General features: G+C 46.3%; 21 protein-coding genes. 13 read left to right on the forward strand and 8 right to left on the reverse strand.

Going from position 1 to position 22,643, the window contains the following annotated elements; translation table 11 throughout:
* The first annotated feature begins 98 nt into the window (after window positions 1-98).
* The 7 genes from BRW63_RS12100 to BRW63_RS12130 all read left to right on the forward strand — a co-directional run bounded on the left by BRW63_RS12100 (window position 99) and on the right by BRW63_RS12130 (window position 9,597).
* The gene (locus BRW63_RS12100) at window positions 99-1,292 is read left to right on the forward strand and encodes an O-antigen ligase family protein (protein ID WP_083582876.1); all 1,194 of its coding nucleotides are present in this window, start codon (window positions 99-101) and stop codon (window positions 1,290-1,292) included.
* 151 nt (window positions 1,293-1,443) lie between these two features.
* Entirely contained in the window at window positions 1,444-2,721 is a 1,278-nt protein-coding gene (locus BRW63_RS12105) for a lipopolysaccharide biosynthesis protein (RefSeq protein ID WP_073071434.1), read from the forward strand.
* Window positions 2,722-2,740: 19 nt separating this feature from the next.
* Window positions 2,741-3,730 (forward strand): glycosyltransferase family 2 protein, encoded by a 990-nt coding sequence (locus BRW63_RS12110; RefSeq protein ID WP_073071435.1) that lies wholly within the window; start codon window positions 2,741-2,743, stop codon window positions 3,728-3,730.
* Between the two features lie 137 nt (window positions 3,731-3,867).
* Entirely contained in the window at window positions 3,868-4,833 is a 966-nt protein-coding gene (locus BRW63_RS12115) for a beta-1,6-N-acetylglucosaminyltransferase (RefSeq protein WP_073071437.1), read from the forward strand.
* A 758-nt stretch (window positions 4,834-5,591) separates the two neighbouring features.
* The gene (locus tag BRW63_RS12120) at window positions 5,592-6,419 is read left to right on the forward strand and encodes a WecB/TagA/CpsF family glycosyltransferase (protein WP_073071555.1); all 828 of its coding nucleotides are present in this window, start codon (window positions 5,592-5,594) and stop codon (window positions 6,417-6,419) included.
* A gap of 158 nt (window positions 6,420-6,577) precedes the next feature.
* Entirely contained in the window at window positions 6,578-7,831 is a 1,254-nt protein-coding gene (locus tag BRW63_RS12125; RefSeq protein ID WP_219898506.1) for a glycosyltransferase family 2 protein, read from the forward strand.
* Window positions 7,832-7,941: 110 nt separating this feature from the next.
* Window positions 7,942-9,597 carry an alpha/beta hydrolase gene (locus tag BRW63_RS12130; RefSeq protein WP_223257365.1) on the forward strand — a complete coding sequence of 552 codons (1,656 nt, stop codon included), beginning with the start codon at window positions 7,942-7,944 and terminating at the stop codon, window positions 9,595-9,597.
* 86 nt (window positions 9,598-9,683) lie between these two features.
* Here BRW63_RS12130 and BRW63_RS12135 read toward each other — a convergent pair whose 3' ends face one another.
* The 7 genes from BRW63_RS12135 to BRW63_RS27665 form a co-directional block, all read right to left on the reverse strand.
* Window positions 9,684-10,229, reverse strand: a complete 546-nt coding sequence (locus tag BRW63_RS12135; protein ID WP_073071440.1) for a Dps family protein — start codon at window positions 10,227-10,229, stop codon at window positions 9,684-9,686.
* 146 nt (window positions 10,230-10,375) lie between these two features.
* A complete protein-coding gene (locus BRW63_RS12140) occupies window positions 10,376-10,837 on the reverse strand; it encodes a DUF2141 domain-containing protein (protein WP_073071442.1) in 462 nt (153 codons plus the stop codon).
* A gap of 154 nt (window positions 10,838-10,991) precedes the next feature.
* Window positions 10,992-11,621, reverse strand: a complete 630-nt coding sequence (locus BRW63_RS12145; protein ID WP_073071444.1) for a helix-turn-helix domain-containing protein — start codon at window positions 11,619-11,621, stop codon at window positions 10,992-10,994.
* Between the two features lie 51 nt (window positions 11,622-11,672).
* Window positions 11,673-12,161 carry a Dps family protein gene (locus BRW63_RS12150; RefSeq protein WP_073071445.1) on the reverse strand — a complete coding sequence of 163 codons (489 nt, stop codon included), beginning with the start codon at window positions 12,159-12,161 and terminating at the stop codon, window positions 11,673-11,675.
* A gap of 44 nt (window positions 12,162-12,205) precedes the next feature.
* Window positions 12,206-12,469, reverse strand: coding sequence for a ParB N-terminal domain-containing protein (locus tag BRW63_RS12155; RefSeq protein WP_073071447.1), 264 nt, complete (start codon window positions 12,467-12,469; stop codon window positions 12,206-12,208).
* A 150-nt stretch (window positions 12,470-12,619) separates the two neighbouring features.
* The gene (locus BRW63_RS12160) at window positions 12,620-14,467 is read right to left on the reverse strand and encodes a restriction endonuclease (RefSeq protein WP_073071449.1); all 1,848 of its coding nucleotides are present in this window, start codon (window positions 14,465-14,467) and stop codon (window positions 12,620-12,622) included.
* 41 nt (window positions 14,468-14,508) lie between these two features.
* Entirely contained in the window at window positions 14,509-14,724 is a 216-nt protein-coding gene (locus BRW63_RS27665) for a hypothetical protein (RefSeq protein WP_143162048.1), read from the reverse strand.
* Between the two features lie 109 nt (window positions 14,725-14,833).
* Between BRW63_RS27665 and BRW63_RS12165 the strand changes: the two genes are divergently transcribed.
* From BRW63_RS12165 to BRW63_RS12175, 3 genes are all read left to right on the forward strand, one after another.
* Entirely contained in the window at window positions 14,834-15,130 is a 297-nt protein-coding gene (locus BRW63_RS12165; RefSeq protein ID WP_073071450.1) for a hypothetical protein, read from the forward strand.
* Window positions 15,121-15,363 carry a DUF2283 domain-containing protein gene (locus tag BRW63_RS12170; protein ID WP_073071452.1) on the forward strand — a complete coding sequence of 81 codons (243 nt, stop codon included), beginning with the start codon at window positions 15,121-15,123 and terminating at the stop codon, window positions 15,361-15,363. The genes BRW63_RS12165 and BRW63_RS12170 overlap by 10 nt, the downstream gene beginning before the upstream one ends.
* A gap of 142 nt (window positions 15,364-15,505) precedes the next feature.
* Window positions 15,506-17,146, forward strand: a complete 1,641-nt coding sequence (locus BRW63_RS12175) for a SpoIID/LytB domain-containing protein (RefSeq protein ID WP_223257366.1) — start codon at window positions 15,506-15,508, stop codon at window positions 17,144-17,146.
* A 10-nt stretch (window positions 17,147-17,156) separates the two neighbouring features.
* Here BRW63_RS12175 and BRW63_RS12180 read toward each other — a convergent pair whose 3' ends face one another.
* Window positions 17,157-18,668, reverse strand: a complete 1,512-nt coding sequence (locus BRW63_RS12180) for an ABC transporter permease subunit (RefSeq protein ID WP_073071455.1) — start codon at window positions 18,666-18,668, stop codon at window positions 17,157-17,159.
* Window positions 18,669-18,786: 118 nt separating this feature from the next.
* On the opposite strand from BRW63_RS12180, the gene BRW63_RS12185 reads away from it, so the two are divergent.
* The 3 genes from BRW63_RS12185 to BRW63_RS12195 all read left to right on the forward strand — a co-directional run bounded on the left by BRW63_RS12185 (window position 18,787) and on the right by BRW63_RS12195 (window position 22,634).
* On the forward strand, window positions 18,787-19,557 hold the full coding sequence (locus BRW63_RS12185) for an amino acid ABC transporter ATP-binding protein (RefSeq protein ID WP_073071457.1): 771 nt from the start codon (window positions 18,787-18,789) through the stop codon (window positions 19,555-19,557).
* A 153-nt stretch (window positions 19,558-19,710) separates the two neighbouring features.
* The gene (gene psbA, locus BRW63_RS12190; RefSeq protein WP_073071459.1) at window positions 19,711-20,793 is read left to right on the forward strand and encodes a photosystem II q(b) protein; all 1,083 of its coding nucleotides are present in this window, start codon (window positions 19,711-19,713) and stop codon (window positions 20,791-20,793) included.
* A gap of 254 nt (window positions 20,794-21,047) precedes the next feature.
* A complete protein-coding gene (locus BRW63_RS12195) occupies window positions 21,048-22,634 on the forward strand; it encodes a B12-binding domain-containing radical SAM protein (protein ID WP_073071461.1) in 1,587 nt (528 codons plus the stop codon).
* The last annotated feature ends 9 nt before the right edge of the window (window positions 22,635-22,643 follow it).

Below are 22,643 nucleotides of genomic sequence, written 5' to 3' on the forward strand. Positions count from 1 at the left end.
ATGTAGTGAGGCTAGAAGTGATAAACCCTCGGAATTTTGAAGAAAAGCTAGTCTGGTACTCCATCGTTGGTACTTACGGGATTACCCTTTTAGGGGCAATGTATGTCTGGATTCCCATTCTGGCCTGGCTTCTTGTGATTTATCTAGGTTATAAACTGTGGCACCAAGATGCCGATACGCCCTGGCCCAACAGAATTGTGATCCCTGTCTCTGTTTGGGTGTGGGTTGTCTCCATGTCGTTGATGGAGGTGGCTGTGATCGCAGCCCACATAGACTTCGATTTGGGAGCGATCAAAATAGCTTCAGGCTCATTGGCATGGACGCGATCGTGGGCCCTCATGGCTTTATTTCCGCTAGCTGGTTGCCTTAACATTCGTCCACAGTTGGTGTATCGGGCTGTTTGCCATCTTTGCATCCAGAGCATTCCGGTGGCTCTGCTCGCCTACTTAGCATCTAAAGCAAACATCTTCCCTACTTATCTCACTCCTTGGTGGTATGTCTTTCGGGGAGATCCGATGCCATACACTGTTGCGCCTTTGGGGTTTCCGCCTTCGCTGAGTGGAATAGATAACGAGTTTCGGCTTAACCTATTCACACCCTATGCAAATTCTTTGGGAATCGTAGGGGCTGTTTTTTTCTTGATAGCACTTCAAGAATCTGACAAGCGGTGGCGGTGGGCTGGAGTGCTTGGTTCAACCATCATGGTTGTGGGTTCGTTCTCTAGAATGACAACCCTGTGTTTAGTGATCGTTCCTATCTTGACATGGCTGTTGACCAGTTTCACCTGGCCCGTCAGGCTTGCAGGAGGAGTGACAGCTTTCTTAACAGGGCTGTTCGCGCCACTGCTGCTTGACTCTTGGAAGACTTTTTATGAGACGACCTTCACAAGCTTCCGACAAGGTTCAGAGAGAGTCAGAAAGAGATTGGCAGACATCGCGATCGCTCGATGGGAGAAGGATGCACCCATCTGGGGGCATGGGTTTATCGCTGAACGAGGGCCTGAAACTGTGGAAGGGATGCCGATCGGCACCCACAATCAGTGGCCTGATCTTCTCTATCTAAAGGGAGTTGTTGGTTTTCTTGCGTTTTTGATACCCTTAGCTTGGAGTTTTGCAGACTTATTGGTGAAAGCCCAATATAACAAGGTTGCCAAGCTGGGGCTAAGTTTGATCATTCTTCTAGTCATCTGCACAAATGGTGCAGATATTGAAGCTCCGACCTATCTCTATTGGCCTGGCTTGCTCATGCTCGGAATGGCATTTCAACCGAAAGAAAAGTTTTCAGTCTCCTAACGGCTCATGAAGCCTGAGTTAGTAAATAGACCAGAGAAGTGTTCACTGTTGATACCTGAGTCAGGCTACTGTCCATTGACTGTTTGCCCACCGCTCTAGATAACTAAGTGGCAAATCTAGACCCTTCCTATCCATTCAGTTGTCACCAACCATGAGTTTTGCAGAGCAATTTAGGGGCAAAATTAGGGAACAACTTTCTAGCCAATTTGTCCGTAATATTGGCTGGCTGGGCAGCTCTGAGTTAATTCTCCGGTTTGTTCGACTGGGAGTAACGGTCGCTTTGGCGCGTCTTCTAAGCCCTGGTGACTATGGCTTGGCAGCAATTGTGTCAGCAGTCTCCGAGTTTACCCGCGTGTTTATTGATGTTGGTGTAAACTCAAAAATCATTCAGGCAGATGAAGCAGAGGTAGAAGAACTCAGTAATTCTGGGTACTGGCTGAATTGGGTTGTGTTTATCGGGCTATTTCTCCTTCAGTGTCTGGCTGCTTTCCCAATTTCCTTGGTTTATAACAACAGCACGTTGATCCCGCTAATTTGTGTTGCAGGATTGCCTTACTTAATTTGGCCCTTTTCCTCAGTCAAACTTGCCCGAATTCATCGAGATAATAATTTAAAGATTACGGCTATTCATAACGTGATTCAGAATTCACTTAGCCACGTTCTTACGATTATTTTTGCACTTTTGAACTTCCACGTGTGGGCGATCGTCTTACCGTGGGTGATAGCCGCCCCAGTCGGCGTTTACATCTATTGGGTGAGTCATCAGTGGCGACCGACCTCTGCCTTCACTACTAAGCATTGGAAGGAAATTCTCGGCTTCGGCAAAAACATTCTGGGTGTACAACTTCTTAGGACTCTGAGAAACAACTTAGATTATCTAATTGTTGGACGATTCCTAGGAATCGAAGCATTGGGGCTTTACTACTTTGGTTTCAATGCAGGTCTAGGAATCAGCTTGAGCGTGATCAGTGCATTAGGAACCGCAACCTTTCCCTATCTCTGCGAGGTGCGGTCAGATTTTGAGAAGTTCAAACAGCGTTATTTTAGTAGCCTTAAAAAGATCGCACTCATCATCATTCCGCTTGTTTTTCTGCAAGTGAGTCTGGCTCCGTTCTATGTGCCGATCGTCTTTGGTCAAAAGTGGGTTGTAGCCATTCCAGTCCTGATCTTAATTTGCCTGTCAGCGCTGCCTCGCCCCTTTGCAGAGGCAGCCTCCCAACTGCTGGTTGCTTCTGGTAAACCTCACCTGGTTTTGCGCTGGGATGTTCTGTTTACGACCCTATTTATCGGTGCTTTGATGATTGGGGTACAGTGGCAAGCAGTCGGAGTTGCGTCTGCTGTTCTGATTGTGCACCTGATCTCAATGCCGCTGTTTACGCTTTGGGCAACTTACTACACGTTCCCTCATATCAAACAGAGTCGAGCATGAATTAGGAGCTACAGAAATTATGAAAAAAGTCTCCGTTATCATTCCGGTTTACCAGGTTGAGAGCTATATCGCTGACACGGTTCTATCTGTGTTGGAGCAAACCTATCAGAATTTTGAGTTGCTGCTTGTGGACGATGGCTCTCCTGATCGCAGTGTTGAAGTGTGCAAACAGTTTACTGATCCCCGAATCAAAATGATTCATCAAATCAATCGAGGTCTAGCAGGCGCTAGAAATACAGGGATTCGTCATGCCCAAGGCGATTATCTAGCTTTACTAGATGGTGATGATCTCTGGCTACCCAATAAATTAGAAAAGCACATTGATCACTTAGAGAAATTTCCCAACGTTGGAGTCAGCTTCAGTCGTTCTGAGTTTATTGATGAAGCTGGAACTTCTCTAGGAACCTATACGAAGCCAAAATTGCAGCAGATTGAGCCGTCCGATTTGCTGATAGATAATCCGATCGGGAATGGTTCGGCAGCCATCTTGAGACGGGAAACAATGGCAGCGATCGCTTTTAAGGGCAATCTTAACGGCAGCGAAGAAACATTTTACTTTGATGAAGGTTTCCGGCAAGCGGAAGATCTTGATTGCTGGTTACGGGTTGCAATTCAGACTGAGTGGCAAATCGCCGGAATTCCTGATGCCCTAACGCTCTACCGAGTTAACTCAGGAGGCTTGTCTGCCAACCTGCTCAATCAGTTAGATTTTCTAGAGAAGGTGATTGAGAAAACTCGCACTTATGCCCCAGAATTGATGGATCAGTGGGAGAAGCCAGCTAGAGCCTATTCTCTGCGATATCTAGCTCGGAGCGCAGTCCGAATGAAGTCAGGTTCGACAGCTACAAATCTGATGCATCGTGCTCTATCGAATTACTGGCAGATGATTCTAGAACAGCCGCGTCGCACTCTGATGACTCTAGGGGCTGCTTATGTGCTTAAGCTTTTGCCTCAGTGTTTTTATGAACAGGTTGAAGAGTTAATGGTTAAGAGAACAAAGACGAATTAACAGAATCGAATTCTTCAATACGAGCTTAAATAATCTGGATTGATTCTACATAGAAATATCCTTTCTGCTGTGAGCTGAATCCTAAAACTCCCTAAGCAGCTAGCTTAATTGTTTAGATAAATTCTAGAAGCTGTGCCATGACCAAAATACTCTACATCATCCAAACATTCAAAGATCCTGAACAAATTTATCGCCTAGCTAAGATTATCAAAACGTCTAGTTCAGCTTCGGAAATTATCATCAGTCATGACTATACAGTCAGTCATTTAGATGTGGAGCCACTGCAAAGTTTGGGCGCTCAAGTGCTTAAGCTCGAAGGTAAAGGAGGACGTGGAGATTTCTCAATGCTTCAGGGTTATCTAGACGCGATCGAGTGGGCTTATGCTCATCAGACTCAGTTTGATTGGGTGATTAATCTTTCTGGTCAAGATTATCCAACTCAGCCACTTTCGGTCATTGAGAAGTTTTTAGAACTGACCCGCTATGATGGCTTCCTCAACTATTTTGAAGCCTTTTCTGATACTAAAGAAAATCCTTGGGGAAGTCGGGAAGGACGTAACCGCTACTTATATCAGTATTGGCGATCGGGCCTTGTGATCTCTAAGCAGACACTTCAAGGCAAAGTGCTGGGTCGGTTGGAACTCGCGATCGAAAGAGTTCAGCCTTTTCTAAGAGTTTTTTCAATCTACGACTGTTTGATGGTGGGCGCTAATGCTCACTTACCGATATTTAATGAAAAATTCTTATGCTACGGCGGCTCTTACTATCACGCTCTTTCCAGCAAATGTGTCAGATATCTATACGATTTTTTTCAAGAAAACCCGAAAGTAGTTGAATATTATCGAAGGACGGTGTGCCCTAATGAGTCATTTATACAAACCATCTTAATGAACAGTGGGCAGTTCAATTTTTGTAATGACTGCAAGCGTTATCTTGACTTTGCCAGTGCAGATGATAGCAGTCGCCCTCGTACACTCAGTGCTAAAGATTATCCAGTGTTAATTCAAGACGATATTCATTTTGCGAGAAAGTTTGAGCCAGCCCAAGATAGCAAGATTTTGGACATGTTAGATGCAAGAATACTTCAAAGCCATAGCGTTTAAAAATCTCAATTGATTTTCTACATTTATTAACTATAAGCGCCTTTAGTTCTGCAATTATTACCCTAACGTTTTAGCTAAAGATACTTCTCTTTGTGGACAAGTAAAAAAGTCAAATACAGAGATAGTTACTGTTAAGTCAATACTAGCTTGGTAGGTTTAGCGTCTTCCGATCGTTAGAAGCCGCCGATTGAGCTTTGAAGCTGGAGTGGTTCAGCAGGTAAATAAAGCAACACATCTACTTCTAAAGTATCTCTAAAGGTAGATGTATTAATAATCATTTCCTAGGACAGCTTAAGACACTTGAAACTTGTTGGTTGACAATTAAGACTATTGAGTTTCCTTAAGAGTCTAAGTAATTTTGACTACCTACTTAAAACGACCTGGCATCATACGTGATTTCACGACTTGTTTTCAAGAAAGCAACTGACACTGTAGATAAAGATTCAGTAAATATGCAGATATGCAGGTTGACTTCCCTTACAGACCCACTTAGATTGTACGTACCGAGTCTACTTAGACATAAGCAAAATCGAGCAATTTTCCTGAGTACTGGCTGAGGTCAAGGGATGGGTGTGTAACGACTTCTGCTTCCCTACTCCTGAGTTTTCTGAAACATAAAGCCAGAGTTTGATAAAGCTTTCCATGCTTCAATGTATGCCGCATAAGTAGGTTGTGCTACTCAAATTTTTAGTAGAAGCCCTAATTGCTCTCAGCTTAGTGCTTCAAGAATAGTAATAGAAGATTTTAGGATGGGTGCGATGGGACAGGTCAAATTACTCAATATTGGTCTCCACAACATCACAATGCTTGAGTTGCTAGACAAACTGCGTTTCGGTGGTGTTGTTTTTACCACAAATGTAGATCATCTCATCAAGCTGCAAAAAGATAAAGACTTCTATTTAGCTTATCAAGGGAGTGATTACAGAGTTTGTGATAGCCAAGTCTTGCTTTATGCATCTAACTTTTTAGGTACGCCTCTCCCAGAAAAGCTCTCAGGTTCAGATCTCTTTCCAGCTTTTTATACTTATTACAAGCACGACAAAAACGTCAAAGTTTTTTTGCTAGGAGCGGCTCCAGGTGTTGCAAAGCAAGCTCAGAAAAAGATTAATTTGAAAGTGGGTCGAGATATTGTTATTGCTTCGTATTCTCCCACTTTTGGTTTTGAGAAAGATGAAGAAGAGTGCCAGAAGATTATTGATCTGATTGATCAGTCTGGAGCAACCGTTTTAGCGATCGGAGTTGGCGCTCCTAAGCAAGAACTCTGGCTCACTAGATATAAAGATCAACTAAAAAACGTTAAACTCTTTCTCGCAATCGGTGCGACGATAGATTTTGAAGCAGGCAACATTCAACGATCGCCCAAGTGGATGAGCCAGGTAGGTTTAGAGTGGCTTCATAGAACTCTCTGTGAACCTAAAAGACTTTGGAAGCGATACATTGTTGACGACTTACCGTTTTTTTGGTTGATCATTAAACAGCGATTCAAGCTCTATCAAAACCCCTGGTCTTACGAGAAACAATCTCTGCTTGATCAACCCCAGTCTACTGAAGGGGCGATTTGCGACCATAAGCTAAAAGGTTTATAGAACGTCCTAGAAATCTTAGACTTGAGACTCGTGATTTCCCCCTTGCAATTGTCTACTCTCTTTAGAGAATCAGGTAAAAGTTAAGTAGAGTCTGCTTGCTCATGACTCTCTAGATTTAAATCTATTTTAAGAATCGATCGAGGTGATCACTAATGTCAATGAGTCAGCTTTTGATTTTGGGAGTTGATACTGTTCTATACGTCGGTGCATTTGGCATTCTATTTCTGAGCCTTATTCTTTTGACTGAGTGCATTGCCGCTCTTTTCCCAACATCCCTTCCCACAGATCAATGTCTTTGGCAAGATACTAGAGTTGTGGTGCTGGTGCCTGCTCACAATGAAGCAATGGGCATTCGGTCTACGTTAGTTGGGCTGTTAGCCATCTTAAAAAAGCAGGATCGCCTCGTAGTCATTGCAGACAACTGTAGTGATGCAACCGCAGAGGTCGCCCGTGCAGCAGGTGCGATCGTCATTGAGCGTCAAGATTTGACTCGCATCGGCAAAGGCTATGCCCTGGATTATGGATTGCGCTTTACTGAAACTGACCCGCCTGATGTGGTTGTGATCGTTGATGCCGATTGCCAGGTTGAGCCAAAAGCAATCGAAACCCTGACCCAGAGGGCGCTGGCGACAGGACGACCGATGCAGGCAACCTATTTGATGGAACAGCCGTCCTCCGCAAGCCCTAAGCATTCTATTTCTGCCTTTGCCTTCAAGGTGAAAAACCTGGTTCGTCCCAGTGGGCTTGGGCGCTTGGGATTGCCCTGCTTACTCACGGGCACAGGCATGGCGTTTCCTTGGTCGGTCATTGGCTCGGTTGACTTAGCAAGTAGTCATATTGTCGAAGATATGAAACTCGGCTTAGATTTGACGATCGCTGGATATGCCCCTGTTTTTTGCTCAGATGCCAATGTAACGGGTCGTCTGCCGCAACATGATCAAGCGGCTGAAACTCAGAGAACTCGCTGGGAGCATGGACATCTTCAATCGATCTTGACTTATGTTCCTGTGTTGCTAAAAGCTGCGTTGCAGAAAAGACGTTTCGATCTGTTAGCCCTTGCCCTAGATCTGTGCGTTCCTCCACTCTCTCTGCTGGTGGTCTTGTGGATAGGATTTAGCTTAAGTGCCTTGGTAGCGACGTGTTTTGGCGCATCCTGGATACCAACGGGTTTGCTGGCGATCACAGGGCTAGTCCTGATCAGTGCAATTTTCGCAGCGTGGGCAAAGTTTGGGCGGGCTGATCTGCCTCTACGTGAGCTACTTGCGATCCCCTTCTACATTCTCTGGAAGGTTCCGCTTTACTTTAATTTTCTGATTCGTCCTCAGAAAACATGGGTCAGAACTGAGCGTGATCAAGTCAATCCACTTCAATCTGGTGTGATAGGTGGAGCTGTAGAGCTTTTAGACGATTAGAGCTTGCCGATCGAGCGAAATGCTTCTAATCGCGTGGGAACCTGGGCGAAGAATTTGTGTCAGTTCTACAATTAAGCTGTTGAATGACGCACTGGCACAGGACGACAATTGTGAAGCGATCCCTAAGATCCGTAGAAAGACAGAAACGATTACCTCAATTTCTGAACCCCTTCTCCTACAGTTTGTTTAGCAGTCTCTCGATCGCGCTGGCTGTCGGAGCTGCAACACCGGGTTTGACGGCAGAACGGTTAAATTTGCGCCTGGGCCCATTTGAGCAGTCAGTGTCTATTGGAGATTTAGAACGCTTCGCAAAAACGGGAGAAGTTTCCTCAACGCTGCAACTTTATGCACCTGTGCTGACCCCAGAAGTGCGAAAATTGCTCACGAGTCGCTTGCAGCTAGACCCCAATTTTGGCGAGCAAATCGTTAATGACCTGTTGAAGTCGCCTTCAGGAAGGCAGCTTTTATCGTCGTTGCAGAAAGCGGTGCCAGAGCTAACCGTTGAGCAAATTCAAGCGGGCTTTTGGTTGGCGGCTCGACAAGCAAATGGGCTAGATGCGATCGCAGTGTTCAAAGCGATCCCGCAAGAAACCGTGACAATCGACGTTTCGCAAGCGATCGGAATTGCCTCCCAGCTCAATTTTTCTTATTGGAAAAGTCAAGCGGTTAGCTCATTGCTAGAGCGGAGTCTAAAGACTGAAGGCACCGACTTTCGATCGAGTTTTGATCCCGCTGCTCTGGGTGCGGAATTGGTGCAGCAACAGACGCTTACCCTCTACGATCGTGCCAGAAATCGCAGTTTGCCCGTCGATCTTTATTGGAGCGGAAAAACGCAGGGTTCGCTGGTAGTGCTGGTGCCGGGATTTGAAGCAAACCGAAAGTTTTTAGCCTATCTGGCTCGTCATTTGGCATCACACGGTTTGACTGTGGCCGCGATCGAACATCCTTCTACGTCTCGCAATAGTTCGCCGATTTCGCTCAATCTCGATCAACTGGTTCCTGCGAAAGAGTTTATCGATCGTCCCCAAGACATTCGCTTTATTTTGGACGAACTGACTCGGCTCAATCAGGAATCAGGTTCGCTTCAAGGCAAGCTCAACACTCAACAAGTAACTGTGATTGGGCATTCTTTGGGAGGCTATGAAGCGCTGGCATTAGCGGGTGCAGAACTAAACCTAGATCAGTTGCGCCAGTTTTGTCAGAGCAGCAATTTGTTGCAGCGCGTCCCGGCTGACTGGTTGCAATGTGCTGCAACGGGGTTATCAGAGCATCGTCTCAGCCTACGAGATCCACGAGTTGGGCAAGCGATCGCTCTCAACCCGGCGATCGGACAGATTTTTGGCAAGTCGGGTCTGTCGCAGGTGGCAACACCTACCCTGATTCTGACCGGAACTGATGACACGCTGGCTCCGGCATTTAGCCAACAGCTTCAGCCGTTTGCTCAGTTACCTAATCCAAAATATTTATTAACTGCGATCGGAAGTACGCACTTGAGCGTTAGTGACCCCACTAGTTTTGGCGGCGCGATCGTTCAGGGAACGCTGGTTAAAGAACGTCGCGGTCAGGACGTTGAACCGCTACGCCGACTGCTGCAAGGAGTTAGCCTTGCTTTCATTAAACAAGCAAGTCCAGAAGCCAAAACTTACGCGCCGTTCTTAACTTCTGCCTATGCCCAATCGCTTTCTAGTCCTGCCTTGCCGTTGCGTCTAAACAGAGAGCTTCCGACTAATTTGACCCGTCTCTTTATGCTTACGTCACTTCTATAAGCGAAAAGGGGATAGACAGTTTATTGCTCATCCCCTTTTAAGGTTTAATTACGCCTACTTACTGACCAGTGAGAGAACTCAACTAACTAGCTGCCGACCCCCGCAGGAAACTTAAGATTGGCAGGGGCTTGTTGACCATCGGGTTGGATGGCTTTGCCTTCGATGAAGGAGCGGAGCATCCAAGCCATTTCTTCATGCCCTTCCATCAAGCCTGTCAAAAAGTCTGCGGTGCCTTGGTCATGAAATTCTTCATCACATTTGTCAATGTGTTCACGCAGACCGCGAATGATTTGCTCGTGGTCGTCTACCAAGTTAGACACCATCTGATCAGAAGGGGGCACGTCACCAGTATGCTCTTTGATCGAGGAATACTTTATGAACCCTTCAGCCGTGCCAACCGGAAAGCCGCCCAACATCCGAACCCGTTCAGCGATCGCATCTACGCTTGTGCTTAAAATCTGATATTGCTCGTCCCACATCAGATGGAGTGAGCGAAACTCAGGCCCAGTCACATCCCAGTGATATTTTTTGGTTTTAATAATCAGTAGGTAGGTGTTAGACAGATCTTGGTTGAGCAGTTCAGTCACTCCTTTGCGTTGCTCTTCTGTTAAGCCAATGTTTAACTTACGCATTTTATTCACTACTCCAGTTCGGATTCACTTTCCCATTGCAACAAATCTAAATACCGATAACATCGCTCGTAGGGATGAAGCGTCGAGAACTCTAATCAGCCCAATGGAGTCTGTATTTGCTGCTAAAAAAAATAGTATGGAGCGATTCACTGACCCAACAGGTATTTTAATTGAATCTGGGTTGTTATATTTTGACCTGCAACAGAAACTGCCGACTCGGTAAACTTGGGTGGGCCTGCCACGATCGTCGGGTTTCTCGAAAACCCAAACCCTTCTGTTGGCAGCCCCAAAAAATTTCGATTTGCCTGTTTGTCGTTATTTTCGTCGTGCAAGACGGCGATCGCATAACGTCCGGGTGACAATTGTTTAAAGGCGACTTTCATTGGGCTGGTGGTGATCTTCACACACTTTTTCTGCACTGCGTTTGCGCCGTTAGTTGGAAAGCCTTGACTCGTTGAAAACACACTAAAGCAAAGCTGTCCGTTGCGATTTCTCAACCCGCCTACTTCAGCCGTTAAGGTGCTAGACAGCCCAGCATCGGCAGTTGATGCGAGGGTTAAACTTCCTAGAACAATGATCAAACTCAACGAGCGAAAACGTTTCAGCATGTACTTACTTAAAAATTAAGAATAGGAAAACTATACATCTAATGAAACACTACGGCAGAACTTTTTTAACCAAGGGATCAAGACTTCTGCAACGCTAGGATGAATAGGTCGAGTTTTTTAAGAGCGAACTCTTGACTTGGACTACGAGACTGATTTACAAGACTGGGCCAACTTTGACGCGATGGAGTAAACGATCGTGCTGTTGATAGCCCGCATAACGCACTCGAACTAATACTCCCGATTCAGCAGTGCCGCTCATCAGTTGATGACGATGGGGATCATAAGGAATCTCGCTGCCGACTGCGCCGATCGCTTCGATGCCCCACTGTTGAAGAAGTTGCTCGATCGGACGCATCAAAGGCAATAGCTTTGCAGCGCTCAACTGAGGATTTTGTTGGGCTGCGTAAGTGGCGGCTGACCACTGCAACAGCCACGGCTCTAGGGTTTGAAGGCTCGTTTGCTGGAATTCTTGCCAGAGATCTTCTCGCTGCTGCACGAGTTGGGATTGCAGTCGTTGATATTCGCGTTGCAGAGAAGCAGAGTTTTGCGTAGGTTCCTTCTCAGATTCTAGAAAGGTAGTCAGAAGATCGGCAATTGACACCTGCAAGGCTTGACTAAGTTTTTGGAGCGCTTCTAGCCGCATCTGACCAATTTGACCCTGCCGCAGCCGCCTGATTTGTTTTTCAGAAATGCCTGCTTTTTGACTGAGTTCTTTAAACGTAGAAACACCTCTCGATCGCATCAAATCCTGCAACTGAGAGGTGTAATTTAGATGACGATTCATAGCATTATGAGTTGCAGACTAACTCTCTAACTCATAGCTCAAAACTCGTCGCTATTCCAGCAGACTTCTGAGCATCCAGGCAGTTTTTTCGTGAATTTGCATCCGCTGAGTCAGGAGATCGGCGCTGGGTTCGTCATTTGCGTCATCTACGACTGGGAAGATCGATCGGGCGGTTCGCACGACAGATTCTTGCCCTTGCACGAGCAGCCGAATCATCTCTTCAGCTTTGGGAACGCCCGGAGTTTCTTCGATCGAGCTAAGTTTTGCATATTCGCTATAGGTGCCAGGAGCGGGAAAGCCCAGCGATCGAATGCGTTCTGCAATTAAGTCTACGGCAAGCGCTAACTCGGTATATTGAGTCTCAAACATCAGGTGAAGGGTGTTGAACATCGGCCCAGTCACGTTCCAGTGGAAGTTGTGAGTTTTGAGATAGAGCGAATAAGTGTCAGCAAGCAAACGCGATAGACCTTCGGCAATCTCTTGGCGCTTTTGGGGATCAATGCCAAGGTCAATAGGCATACCAGAAGTTTTAGTAGGCATAGGGTTTCTTTAGTTAGTAATGTGTGATTGAAAGTGACTCAACTTTAGGCTAGATGTTTTTGCAGAATCGATCGCGGCGCACGGCGAACTCTGCACAAAATTGTCTCATGCCCCAAACGACTACACGCTTCATAGCGGTGACAGCCCGAAAACCCATAATATTGACCGTCTACTTCTAAGACATCAATGGGTTCTTGTAAACCAATTTCAGCGATCGAGGTCATGAGTGCAGCGACTTTTTCCTGATCGTTTTGTCGAAAGAGCGGACGACGAATCTGGTTAATCGGGACTTCCTGAATTCTAACCATCGTGTTCTTAGTTGCCTTGCCTCTATATCATACTCGTTATGACTATGAGTTGCAAATATTTTAATCTCATCAAGGGTAGATTTCCTGCCCCTTGAGGCGTAAGAAGTGCTAAAAAGTGGTTGTCTCATACGCCGTCCGCTTGCGGCGGAGTTATTGATTATCTTCTTTAAACCAACGGCAATATTTCTCTATAGATCCGCTGTATCTAAGGCGTATATCTACTTTTTCTAATCCTGAGTTCTGCGCTTCCGTAAAAGTTGCTCTACTTAGTTCAGCATTTTCAATAAGAGAAACACCTATAAGTGTTACTTCAGTTTCTCCCATGTCTAATTTCTGATCCAGGAGAGAGTATTGTGTTTCTGCTGTTAGGGTAAGCTCAAAATTTCCATTACTCTCAAAAGATTCTAAAACTTCCAAAGCTTGCTTAGGTGTGTAGAACAAGGAAACCGTACCTTCGGTATGTTCAACTTTCCCCTTCTCTATAGCGTTCACTATTACATCTGCTTGTTCTTCTATCTCAGCAGACATATCCTCTGGATATAAAATGTTAAGGTTAAAAGCCTGATTAACTTTGTCCAGTTTCTCAAGAAATCTAAATGCATTTTCAAACTCTTCCTTAGCAAAGTTACTACTCTTTTCATTAGCTTCTACATCTTTTATCAGAACATCTTCGTCTTTTAATGAAATCACCCTTAATTTGCCGTGTGTGTGAAGTGCCAGCATTAACTCTATAGCAGATTTGGCTTGTTTTACCGGGATAGAGCATAGACTGAATCCTTTGTAAGTGAGAAGAGTATTGTTTCTCTCGAAAGAAGAGACGAATGATAGTTCTCCTTGCAACTGTCCACCAATTATGCAAAATTCTATTTCTTTTGTTCCAATCCTTAAGATACGAAAGTAAGTAAAGGGAACCGTGCAAATAACTTCATTACCCTGTAAAACCTCGACACGACAGGGAATTTGATATTCAGGAACGTTGGGAATCAACTTGAGTGTTGTTAGCCTAAAAGGAGGTGAGCCTATTTCAGGTAATCTCATTTTCCATTGCCAATTGTATTCATCCGGCTCTAGCTCAATCAGTCTACCTTCTTCTGTCAATAGCCTGAATTTTTCTAAACCTCTACTTCCCGATTCCGTATCTGAAAAAACCAAACTTGCAAACTGAACTGCTCCAGCAGATGGTTTAGCAGTCAAAATGACGGTACTACTCTGAGAAGTTTGACTAATAGAGAAGCTAAGTCCTAGGTTTTCTTCTTCTGCTTTAACAAGCAGACTCTGAAGAGCAACTGAAGCGTTTGGTGATTTTGGTTGTAAAAGAAGTGCTTGAGTCTTTCTAAATTCCTCAAGCACTTCATGTCGGAATTGGTCAAGAACTGTTGTATCAATAACCTTTTGGTAGCCAAAGAATTCCTCTATTAGAGTTTGATGCTTTTTTGCTCTCTCCGTTAATTCAATAGCTGTTTGTCTAGAGAGTGCTGGTCTCCAAGTTAGAGCAAATTCAAGCAATTCTCTGCTGAATTGTTTCTTCAAATAACTTTTCAACACATCTTCAGCAATTTCGAGCCACTTTACGGCATGAAGTATAAGATCTTGGGCAGGTGCAGTTAGATCTGGAACAACATAAAAAACTACGCTGGTTGGCTTTTCAGGAATCACCTGTTTATGGCAATTGACATATAGCTTTGCAATTTCAGTGCGAATTTCATTAATACTTACGTTGATTTGATAACGTTTGCACTGAATAAGCTCTATAGAACCATCATCTTTATGCCAAACTATATCTCGACCAGCATCACCTGTTTTTCCATAGTAATAGATGTTGTCTTGCGGATTTTCGCGCAGCAACAGTAGATAGCAGAAGATTTCAAACTCATCTGGACTAAGCATCTGAAAAGGTAGAAAGTGCTGGTTTTTTAACCAAGCAGGTTTTGATCTTGCTTCACCCAAATCTGCCCTGGCGTTTTCTTTTCCACTTATCTTTGCTCTTACCTCTATCATGCTGCTCCTTATCGGCAAATTTAGTCGAAAAATGTATGTGATTAACTCAGCAAGAATGAATCGAGACAGGAGCTATCTAACATCTTAGCTTGCTCTATCCAGGCTTTTATGCTTTGTCTAGTAGGTAAACCTTTTGCTGTAAACGCCCAAATATTTCGCTTGTGTTGAGAAGCATAGCTGATGTGGATGGGTCGATCGCCTTCCATAAAAATACAACAAGTCCAACGGCGATCGCTGTTCCAAAATCCACTCCACAAGGCGATCGCTCTCTAAATCTACAATCCGAAAATCGCAGGCAGCACCGAGGCGACGGGGATTTAAACTAAAGGAGCGACACTTGCGATCGCGTATCGGTACAAAAGAAACATGATCGCCCTTTCCCGCAATGGTATTACCATTCGACTACCCGATGAACGGTGGGAACATATCGTTGAACGACACACCATTCTGGCAGATAAGCAACAGTTTGTTCTCGATACCCTTTCTAAACCCGATCGCATCCTTGCAGGCAACGAAGGTGCGTTAATGGCACTGCGAGAACTAGAACCCGATCGATGGTTGGTTGTCGTTTATCGAGAGGAAAATGAGGATGGTTTTGTGATCACTGCGTTTCCAACTCGAAGAATCAATTCTCTCAATAGAAGGCAGCAACTATGGCCATAGCCAATTTTCAAGAAGCGCAAGACTATCTCAAGTTTTTGCCTGTATTACAAGGCTTGCCCAAACGCCCGTTCCTTTTGCTTTACGACTCAGAAGCTGATGTTCTCTACATTGACTTCTACAGCCCACCAAAATCTGCTAGTGATAGCGAGTTGACAGATAGTGACATTGTGATTCGCTATGACGATGATGATGAAATTGTCGGACTCACCATCCTGAATGCCAGTAAGCGATGAGCGCTACCTCGTCGAGTTGATCCTTGAACTTCTGATTTCTGTAAACGCTTAATCGCTCACACGCCATAAGACGATTACAATCAAAAACGTATATCTTTAGACAGAGAACCGCTTACCATTTCTGCACGAGCGAGGAGCTACCGTGATCAGGACTTTAATCACCTTTAATCGGCTGTCGATCGCAGCACTGACTGCTCTCTGTCTGACTGTTGCAACTCGCCCGGTCAAAGCTGCCACTGATGTAGAGCTACAAATTGGCGTGGTGCAACGGTTTGGAGACAAAGCCAAAGATGTGATGACCTTAAAGGCGGCTCCGGGCGATCGCCTGACTCTGCGGTTTAACACCAACGGTAAGCCGCAAACCCTAATTACGTCGAGCCTGAAGCTAGAAACTGTGATGCAATCTTTGCCAGAGGCTCAGGTTGAAGAACGGGTGGTCTTCAGCACCCATCGCAGTTTTGAGACGGCAGAAGCAAAGGCTGAACAGTGGCACGCCCAAGGCATTGAAGTTGAATTGGCTCAACCCGATCGCTGGCAGGTTTGGGCAAAACGCAGTACCTACAATACGCCGCTATTACGACGGTTATTAGTGCAAAGTTTGCAAGCAAAAGGCATCCAAACTGCCCGGATTGATACCCAAATTCTCAAACAGGTGCCGCGCCCGTCTTTTGTGTTAAATGGCTATCGCTACACGCGAGACCAGCTAGATATCACGGCTGGAAACGGTCAGATTGGAGTCGATCGCGAAAAAGACGATCAGCCGAGTCACACCTACGCCGGGAGTTTGCGACTACAGCCCAATGCTTACGGCAACTCTACGCTCGTCAATGTGGTGCCGTTAGAAACGTATGTGCGGGGAGTTGTCCCTCACGAGATTGGCGGCTGGGCACCTCAACCTGTATTAGAAGCTCAGGCAATTCTTGCCCGCACTTATGTATTGAGAAATCTGCGACGATTTGCGATCGACAATTATCAACTGTGTGCCACGACTCAATGCCAGGTTTATTGGGGAATTGATGGAGCGGTTCCGGCAACGGATCAAGCGATCGCGGCAACGCGCGGTCAGGTTCTCACTTATCAAAATGAGTTGGTCGATGCGCTTTACTCTTCAACAACGGGTGGCGTAACGGCTGCTTTTGGCGATGTTTGGCGCGGTTGGGATCGTCCTTATCTGCGTGCAGTGATCGATTCTGTTAACCCGGTTTGGGATTTAAAGAATCGCAGTCTGTCAAACGAACAGAATTTGCGCGCTTTTATCAGTCAAAAGAAAGGCTTTAACGAAGATGGCACCGATATGTTTCGTTGGCGTTATGACACTACGTTGGCTCAGTTAAATCAAGAGCTTCACTCTTACTTAAAGAGCGTTCAACATTCTCTCGCCAGCTTTAAAACGATTCGGAACTTGCAGGTGACACAGCGATCGTTAGGTGGACGAGTTCTAAAACTAGCCGTCACGACCGATCGAGGCACGATCGAGCTAGAAAAAGATGATGTGTTAAATGCGTTTGAGGCACCTGCCAGCTTGCTGTTTTATTTAGAGCCGCTGGTAGACAAAAATAAAGCGCTTAAAGGTTACGCATTTGTTGGAGGCGGTATGGGGCATGGCGTTGGGTTAAGTCAGGTAGGTTCCTACAACTTAGGAAAACTGGGCTGGACGAGCGATCGCATTCTGAGTTTTTATTTTCCGGGCGCACAGCTACAGCCGATTAACAACTCGATTACGCTGTGGCGCGATCGTTCCTCTCTGCAAGGGCAAGCAAACCCCAACTCAAGAAATAATTAATGCCACCGTGTTAATGTTTCACAGATTGATGCCGCTTTGCGGGGTCCATCCAGTGTTCTAAAAAGCTGAACCCTTGCGATGAAAGCAGCGTTAACGCTAGATAAATGAATGCAACTGCTGCATAGATTTCAAAGGGGCGATAGTTCTCGGCGACAATTAAATTTCCCTGTCGGAATACTTCTTCAAAGCCAATCACCGCGACTAGACTTGTATCTTTGAGCAAGCTGATAAATGTGTTTCCTAAAGGCGGCAACATCCGTCGAACTGCTTGGGGAAAAATTACGTATTGCAGCGTTTGCACAGAGTCTAATCCTAAAGACTGCGCGGCTTCAGATTGACCCGTCTCGATCGACTGAATTCCCCCTCGGACAATTTCTGCAATGTAAGCTGCACTATTGCAGCTAAGGGCAACGATCGCTGCCGTAAACTGATTAAACGTGAAGCTCAACCCGATCGATTGAAAGATGGGTGGAAGCCCAAAATAGATCATAAAGATCTGCACGAGCAGAGGCGTTCCTCGAAAGAACTCGATGTAAGCTCTCGCTGCCCAGCTTAGAGGTTTAATGGTAGATAGACGAGCAATTCCAATCAGTGAACCTGCAATTAATCCTAGAAACACTGAGACAGCAGCGAGTTGAAGCGTAATCAGGGTGCCTTTGAGCAAGGTTGGGAGTGCGCTCAGAATCAGACTTAGCGATCCCAATGGTGGCTTTTTTTGAGCCGTCTGAGCATTGGCAAATGCAGATTCTGGTAATTGAGGCGGTTGGGCATTAAACCACTTCTGATAAATCTGAGCGTAAGTCCCGTTTTGCAAGATGGTGGTAAGCCCTCGATTGACTCGCGACAAGTTCGGAGAGTTGAGCGGCAGCGGAATTCCATAAAACTCTTCCGTTAGCAGTTGCCCCACGACTTCAATGCCCTCAAGATTACCTGTTTTGATGGCATATAACGTCACTGGCGAATCTTGGATTACCGCATCTACTTTGCCATTTTTCAGTTCTTGAAGGGCTAAAACTGCGGCATCAAACGTGCGAATTTTAGCGCCAGGAATCGCTTGAGCCGTCTTTGCTCCGGTTGTGCCAATCTGAACGGCGATCGTTTTCCCCTTCAAATCATCCAAGGTCTTGATGCCTTGAGTTCCTTTCCTGACTGCGATCGCGAGTCCGGCTTTAAAGTAAGGTCGCGAAAAAGAAACCGCCTTCGATCGCGCTTCTGTAATCGTCATCGCGGCAACGGCTGCATCCACCGTGCCTGCTTGCAAAGAAGGAATAATGCCATCAAAGGTGATGTTGCGGAACTCAACCCCAAATCCTGCTGCCTCACCCACCGCCCGAATCAAATCCACGTCAAATCCCTGAATTTCACCATTGGGTGACCTAAATTCAAACGGGGCAAAAACAGGCTCGATGGCAACCGTTAACACTGGTTTCTCTTGCGTTCTGCCCACGCCACCGATGATCAAGACACACAGCAAACTCAACAGCAGCGATCGTAGAAATCGGGTGCCTCGAAACTGAATCATGACAAAAATCTCTATTAGTGGGGAGCGCGAACAATGCAGATCTCTCTAGAATGAGGTATTTGAGCGCGATCATAACTCTGTCTAGAGTCCAATATTCTTCTTTGACATGAAAGCTGCTATGAATTCTTCCCGCGTGATTCAATTTGAACAAGTTGAGAAAAACTACGGTTCCCTAAAAGTTTTACGGGGCATTAGCGGCTATGTAAATCGAGGAGAAGTATTAGCCGTTGTTGGCTCGTCAGGCTGCGGCAAAAGTACGCTGCTACGCTGTCTCAATCGACTTGAAGTCATTGATCGCGGGGAGATCATCGTCAACGAGATGAATCTTTCTCAAACGAGCCTGACCCACAAACAGCTCAGGGAATTGCGATCGAATGTGGGCATGGTTTTTCAGCAGTTCAATTTGTTTCCCCATCTCAGTGTGCTAGATAATTTAACGCTTGCCCCTCGCCAAGTTTTAGGTCAGTCGCACTCTGAGAGCGGAGAACGAGCGCAACACTATCTTAGTCAGGTGGGCTTGTTAGACAAAGCGGCGGTATATCCAGAACAATTGTCTGGGGGACAGAAACAGCGAGTTGCGATCGCCCGCAGTCTTTGCATGGAACCGAAGGTAATGCTGTTTGACGAACCGACCAGTGCCCTCGACCCAGAACTAGTCGGGGAAGTGCTGGAGGTGATGCAGACCCTAGCAGAACATGGAATGACAATGGTTGTGGTAACTCATGAGATTCAGTTTGCCCGTGACGTTGCAGACCGAGTGATGTTTCTTGATCAAGGTCGCGTTGCTGAAGAAGGAATTGCCCGTGAGGTGCTGACTAACCCTCAGAGCGATCGATTGCGGACTTTTCTCAGTCGCATGAGACAAGCAGCCACGATCGACGATGAATAGCGTCTCGACATAAACAATGCTCAAATATAAGCCTTACTTATCTCTAGCATCAGAGAACCTGTATAGATGATCGTATACATTGCTTAACAAAGGGGTTAATGTAATGACATACATCCCGTTCCACTCGGAACACACAACCCGTAATTATTCACCATGACGACCACCATTCAAAGACGCGAAAGCGCAAATCTCTGGGAGCAGTTTTGCTCCTGGGTCACCTCCACCGAAAACCGCTTGTATGTCGGCTGGTTTGGAGTCCTAATGATTCCTACCCTGCTGTCTGCAACCATCTGCTTTATCATCGCCTTCATTGCTGCCCCTCCGGTCGACATTGACGGCATCCGTGAACCCGTCGCTGGCTCCTTGATGTTTGGCAACAACATCATCTCTGGCGCGGTCGTTCCTTCCTCGAACGCGATCGGCTTACACTTCTACCCAATTTGGGAAGCCGCCTCATTAGACGAGTGGCTCTACAACGGCGGACCTTATCAACTCGTGGTCTTGCACTTCCTGCTCGGCATCTTCTGCTACATGGGACGGGAGTGGGAACTGTCCTACCGCCTGGGGATGCGTCCTTGGATCTGCGTTGCCTACTCTGCCCCTGTTGCAGCGGCAACCGCAGTCTTCTTGATCTACCCGATCGGACAAGGCTCGTTCTCGGACGGCATGCCCCTGGGCATTAGTGGCACCTTCAACTTCATGTTGGTGTTTCAAGCTGAGCACAACATCTTGATGCACCCGTTCCACATGCTGGGAGTCGCTGGAGTCTTCGGCGGTAGCTTGTTTAGTGCGATGCACGGTTCGTTGGTGACCTCCTCGTTAGTGAGAGAGACGACCGAGAACGAATCGCAGAACGCGGGGTACAAGTTTGGGCAAGAAGAAGAGACGTACAACATTGTGGCCGCGCACGGCTACTTTGGGCGGTTGATCTTCCAATATGCGTCGTTTAACAACAGTCGCTCCTTGCACTTCCTCCTCGGCGCTTGGCCCGTCGTCGGCATTTGGTTCACGGCGTTGGGCATCAGCACGATGGCGTTCAACCTGAACGGGTTCAACTTCAACCAGAGCATCATTGATTCGCAGGGACGAGTGATTAGCACTTGGGCGGATGTGATCAACCGAGCGAACCTGGGGATGGAAGTGATGCACGAGCGGAATGCCCACAACTTCCCGCTTGACCTAGCATCGGGCGATGTGGCACCTGTGGCTTTGTCTGCGCCTGCTATCCACGGTTGAGCTTTCCTTGGTAGAATCGGTCTGACATAGAAAAGCCCTCCACTTGCGTGGAGGGCTTTTTGCTGGGACGCGTCAGAGATTTCGTTCAGCGATCGCCCTCTAGCTTTAACCTATTAATAAATAGTGATGTGCTGGTGGAACATTTTTCTAATAATCAAGTCTCTCTTAAGAGTTGAGAAAGGCTTGACTAGTATCGCTACTCTATAACCTCATGGATCGCAGCTTGATTCAATTCCATACTAGCTAGGCTTAACATGAACGTTTTACTTTTGTATCCTCTCTTCCCTAAAAGTTTTTGGTCATTTGAGAAAACGCTGGCATTGCTTGACCGGAAAGCAATGCTGCCACCCTTGGGGTTAGTCACCGTTGCTGCAATGCTGCCACAAGAGTGGAAGTTTAAGCTAGTCGATCGCAATGTGTCTCTAGTCACAGAAGCGGAATGGGCTTGGGCAGATTTAGTAATACTTTCTGCCATGATTGTGCAGAAAGAGGATTTGCTCGATCAGATTCAAGAGGCAAAGCGTCGGAACAAGCAAGTTGCTGTGGGTGGACCTTATCCAACCGCACTGCCAGACGAAGCAAAGCTGGCAGGCGCTGACTACTTGATTTTAGATGAGGGAGAAATCACGCTGCCCTTATTTATCGAAGCAATTGCACGAGGCGATCGTTCTGGCATATTTCGATCGGATGGGGTTAAACCAGATGTGACCCAAACCCCGGTTCCCCGATTTGACTTGCTCGAATTTGATGCTTACGCTGAGATGTCAGTTCAGTTCTCGCGGGGGTGTCCTTTTCAGTGTGAATTTTGCGACATTATTGTACTCTATGGTCGCAAACCTCGAACCAAAACTCCTGAACAACTGTTGGCAGAACTCGATCGTCTCTATGAACTCGGCTGGCGACGCAGCATTTTTATGGTAGATGACAACTTTATCGGTAATAAGCGTAACGTCAAACTCTTTCTCAAAGAACTCCAGCCTTGGATGATAGAACATCACTATCCTTTTTCCTTTGCTACAGAAGCCTCTGTTGATCTCGCGCAGGATCAAGAACTGATGGATTTGATGGTACTCTGCAATTTTGGTGCTGTCTTTTTAGGCATTGAAACCCCAGATGAAGATAGCCTCGCCCTGACTCAAAAATATCAGAACACACGAGATTCGCTCAGTGACGCAGTACATACCATTACTCGCACGGGGCTACGAGTCATGGCAGGATTCATTATCGGGTTTGATGGAGAAAAACCAGGAGCCGGGGCGCGCATCGTTAAATTTGTAGAAGAAACGTCCATTCCGACGGCGCTGTTTAGCATGCTGCAAGCGCTCCCCGATACGGCACTTTGGCATCGACTTGCAAAAGAAGGCAGGTTACGCAGCAAGTCTGCCAACATCAATCAGACTACCTTAATGAACTTTGTGCCAACCCGACCTCTAGAAGGCATTGCTCAAGAATATGTTGAAGCATTTTGGCAGTTGTATGATCCTGAACGGTTTCTCGATCGCACTTATCGTCACTATCGTCTTCTAGGAGAAGCAACCTATCCTAATAAGGGCAAAGCAACCCGAAAGAATGTGAATTGGATCATGATCCGGGCGCTCTTGACGATTTGCTGGCGGCAGGGCATCGTTCGCAAAACTCGCTGGCAGTTTTGGCGCAACCTGGGGAGTATGTATCGTCATAATCCCGGAGGAGTGAGCAGTTATTTAGCGGTCTGTGCCCAAATTGAGCATTTTATAGAATATCGCCAGATTGTCCGTGATGAGATCGGGGTTCAGGTAGATGAGTTTTTGAAAGGAGAGGTTGAGCTTCGACAGCAAAACGTTACAAAAGCCGTTGCCTAGAAGATGTCT

It is taken from the genome of Phormidesmis priestleyi ULC007 (assembly GCF_001895925.1).
Taxonomy (GTDB): domain Bacteria; phylum Cyanobacteriota; class Cyanobacteriia; order Leptolyngbyales; family Leptolyngbyaceae; genus Phormidesmis_A; species Phormidesmis_A priestleyi_A.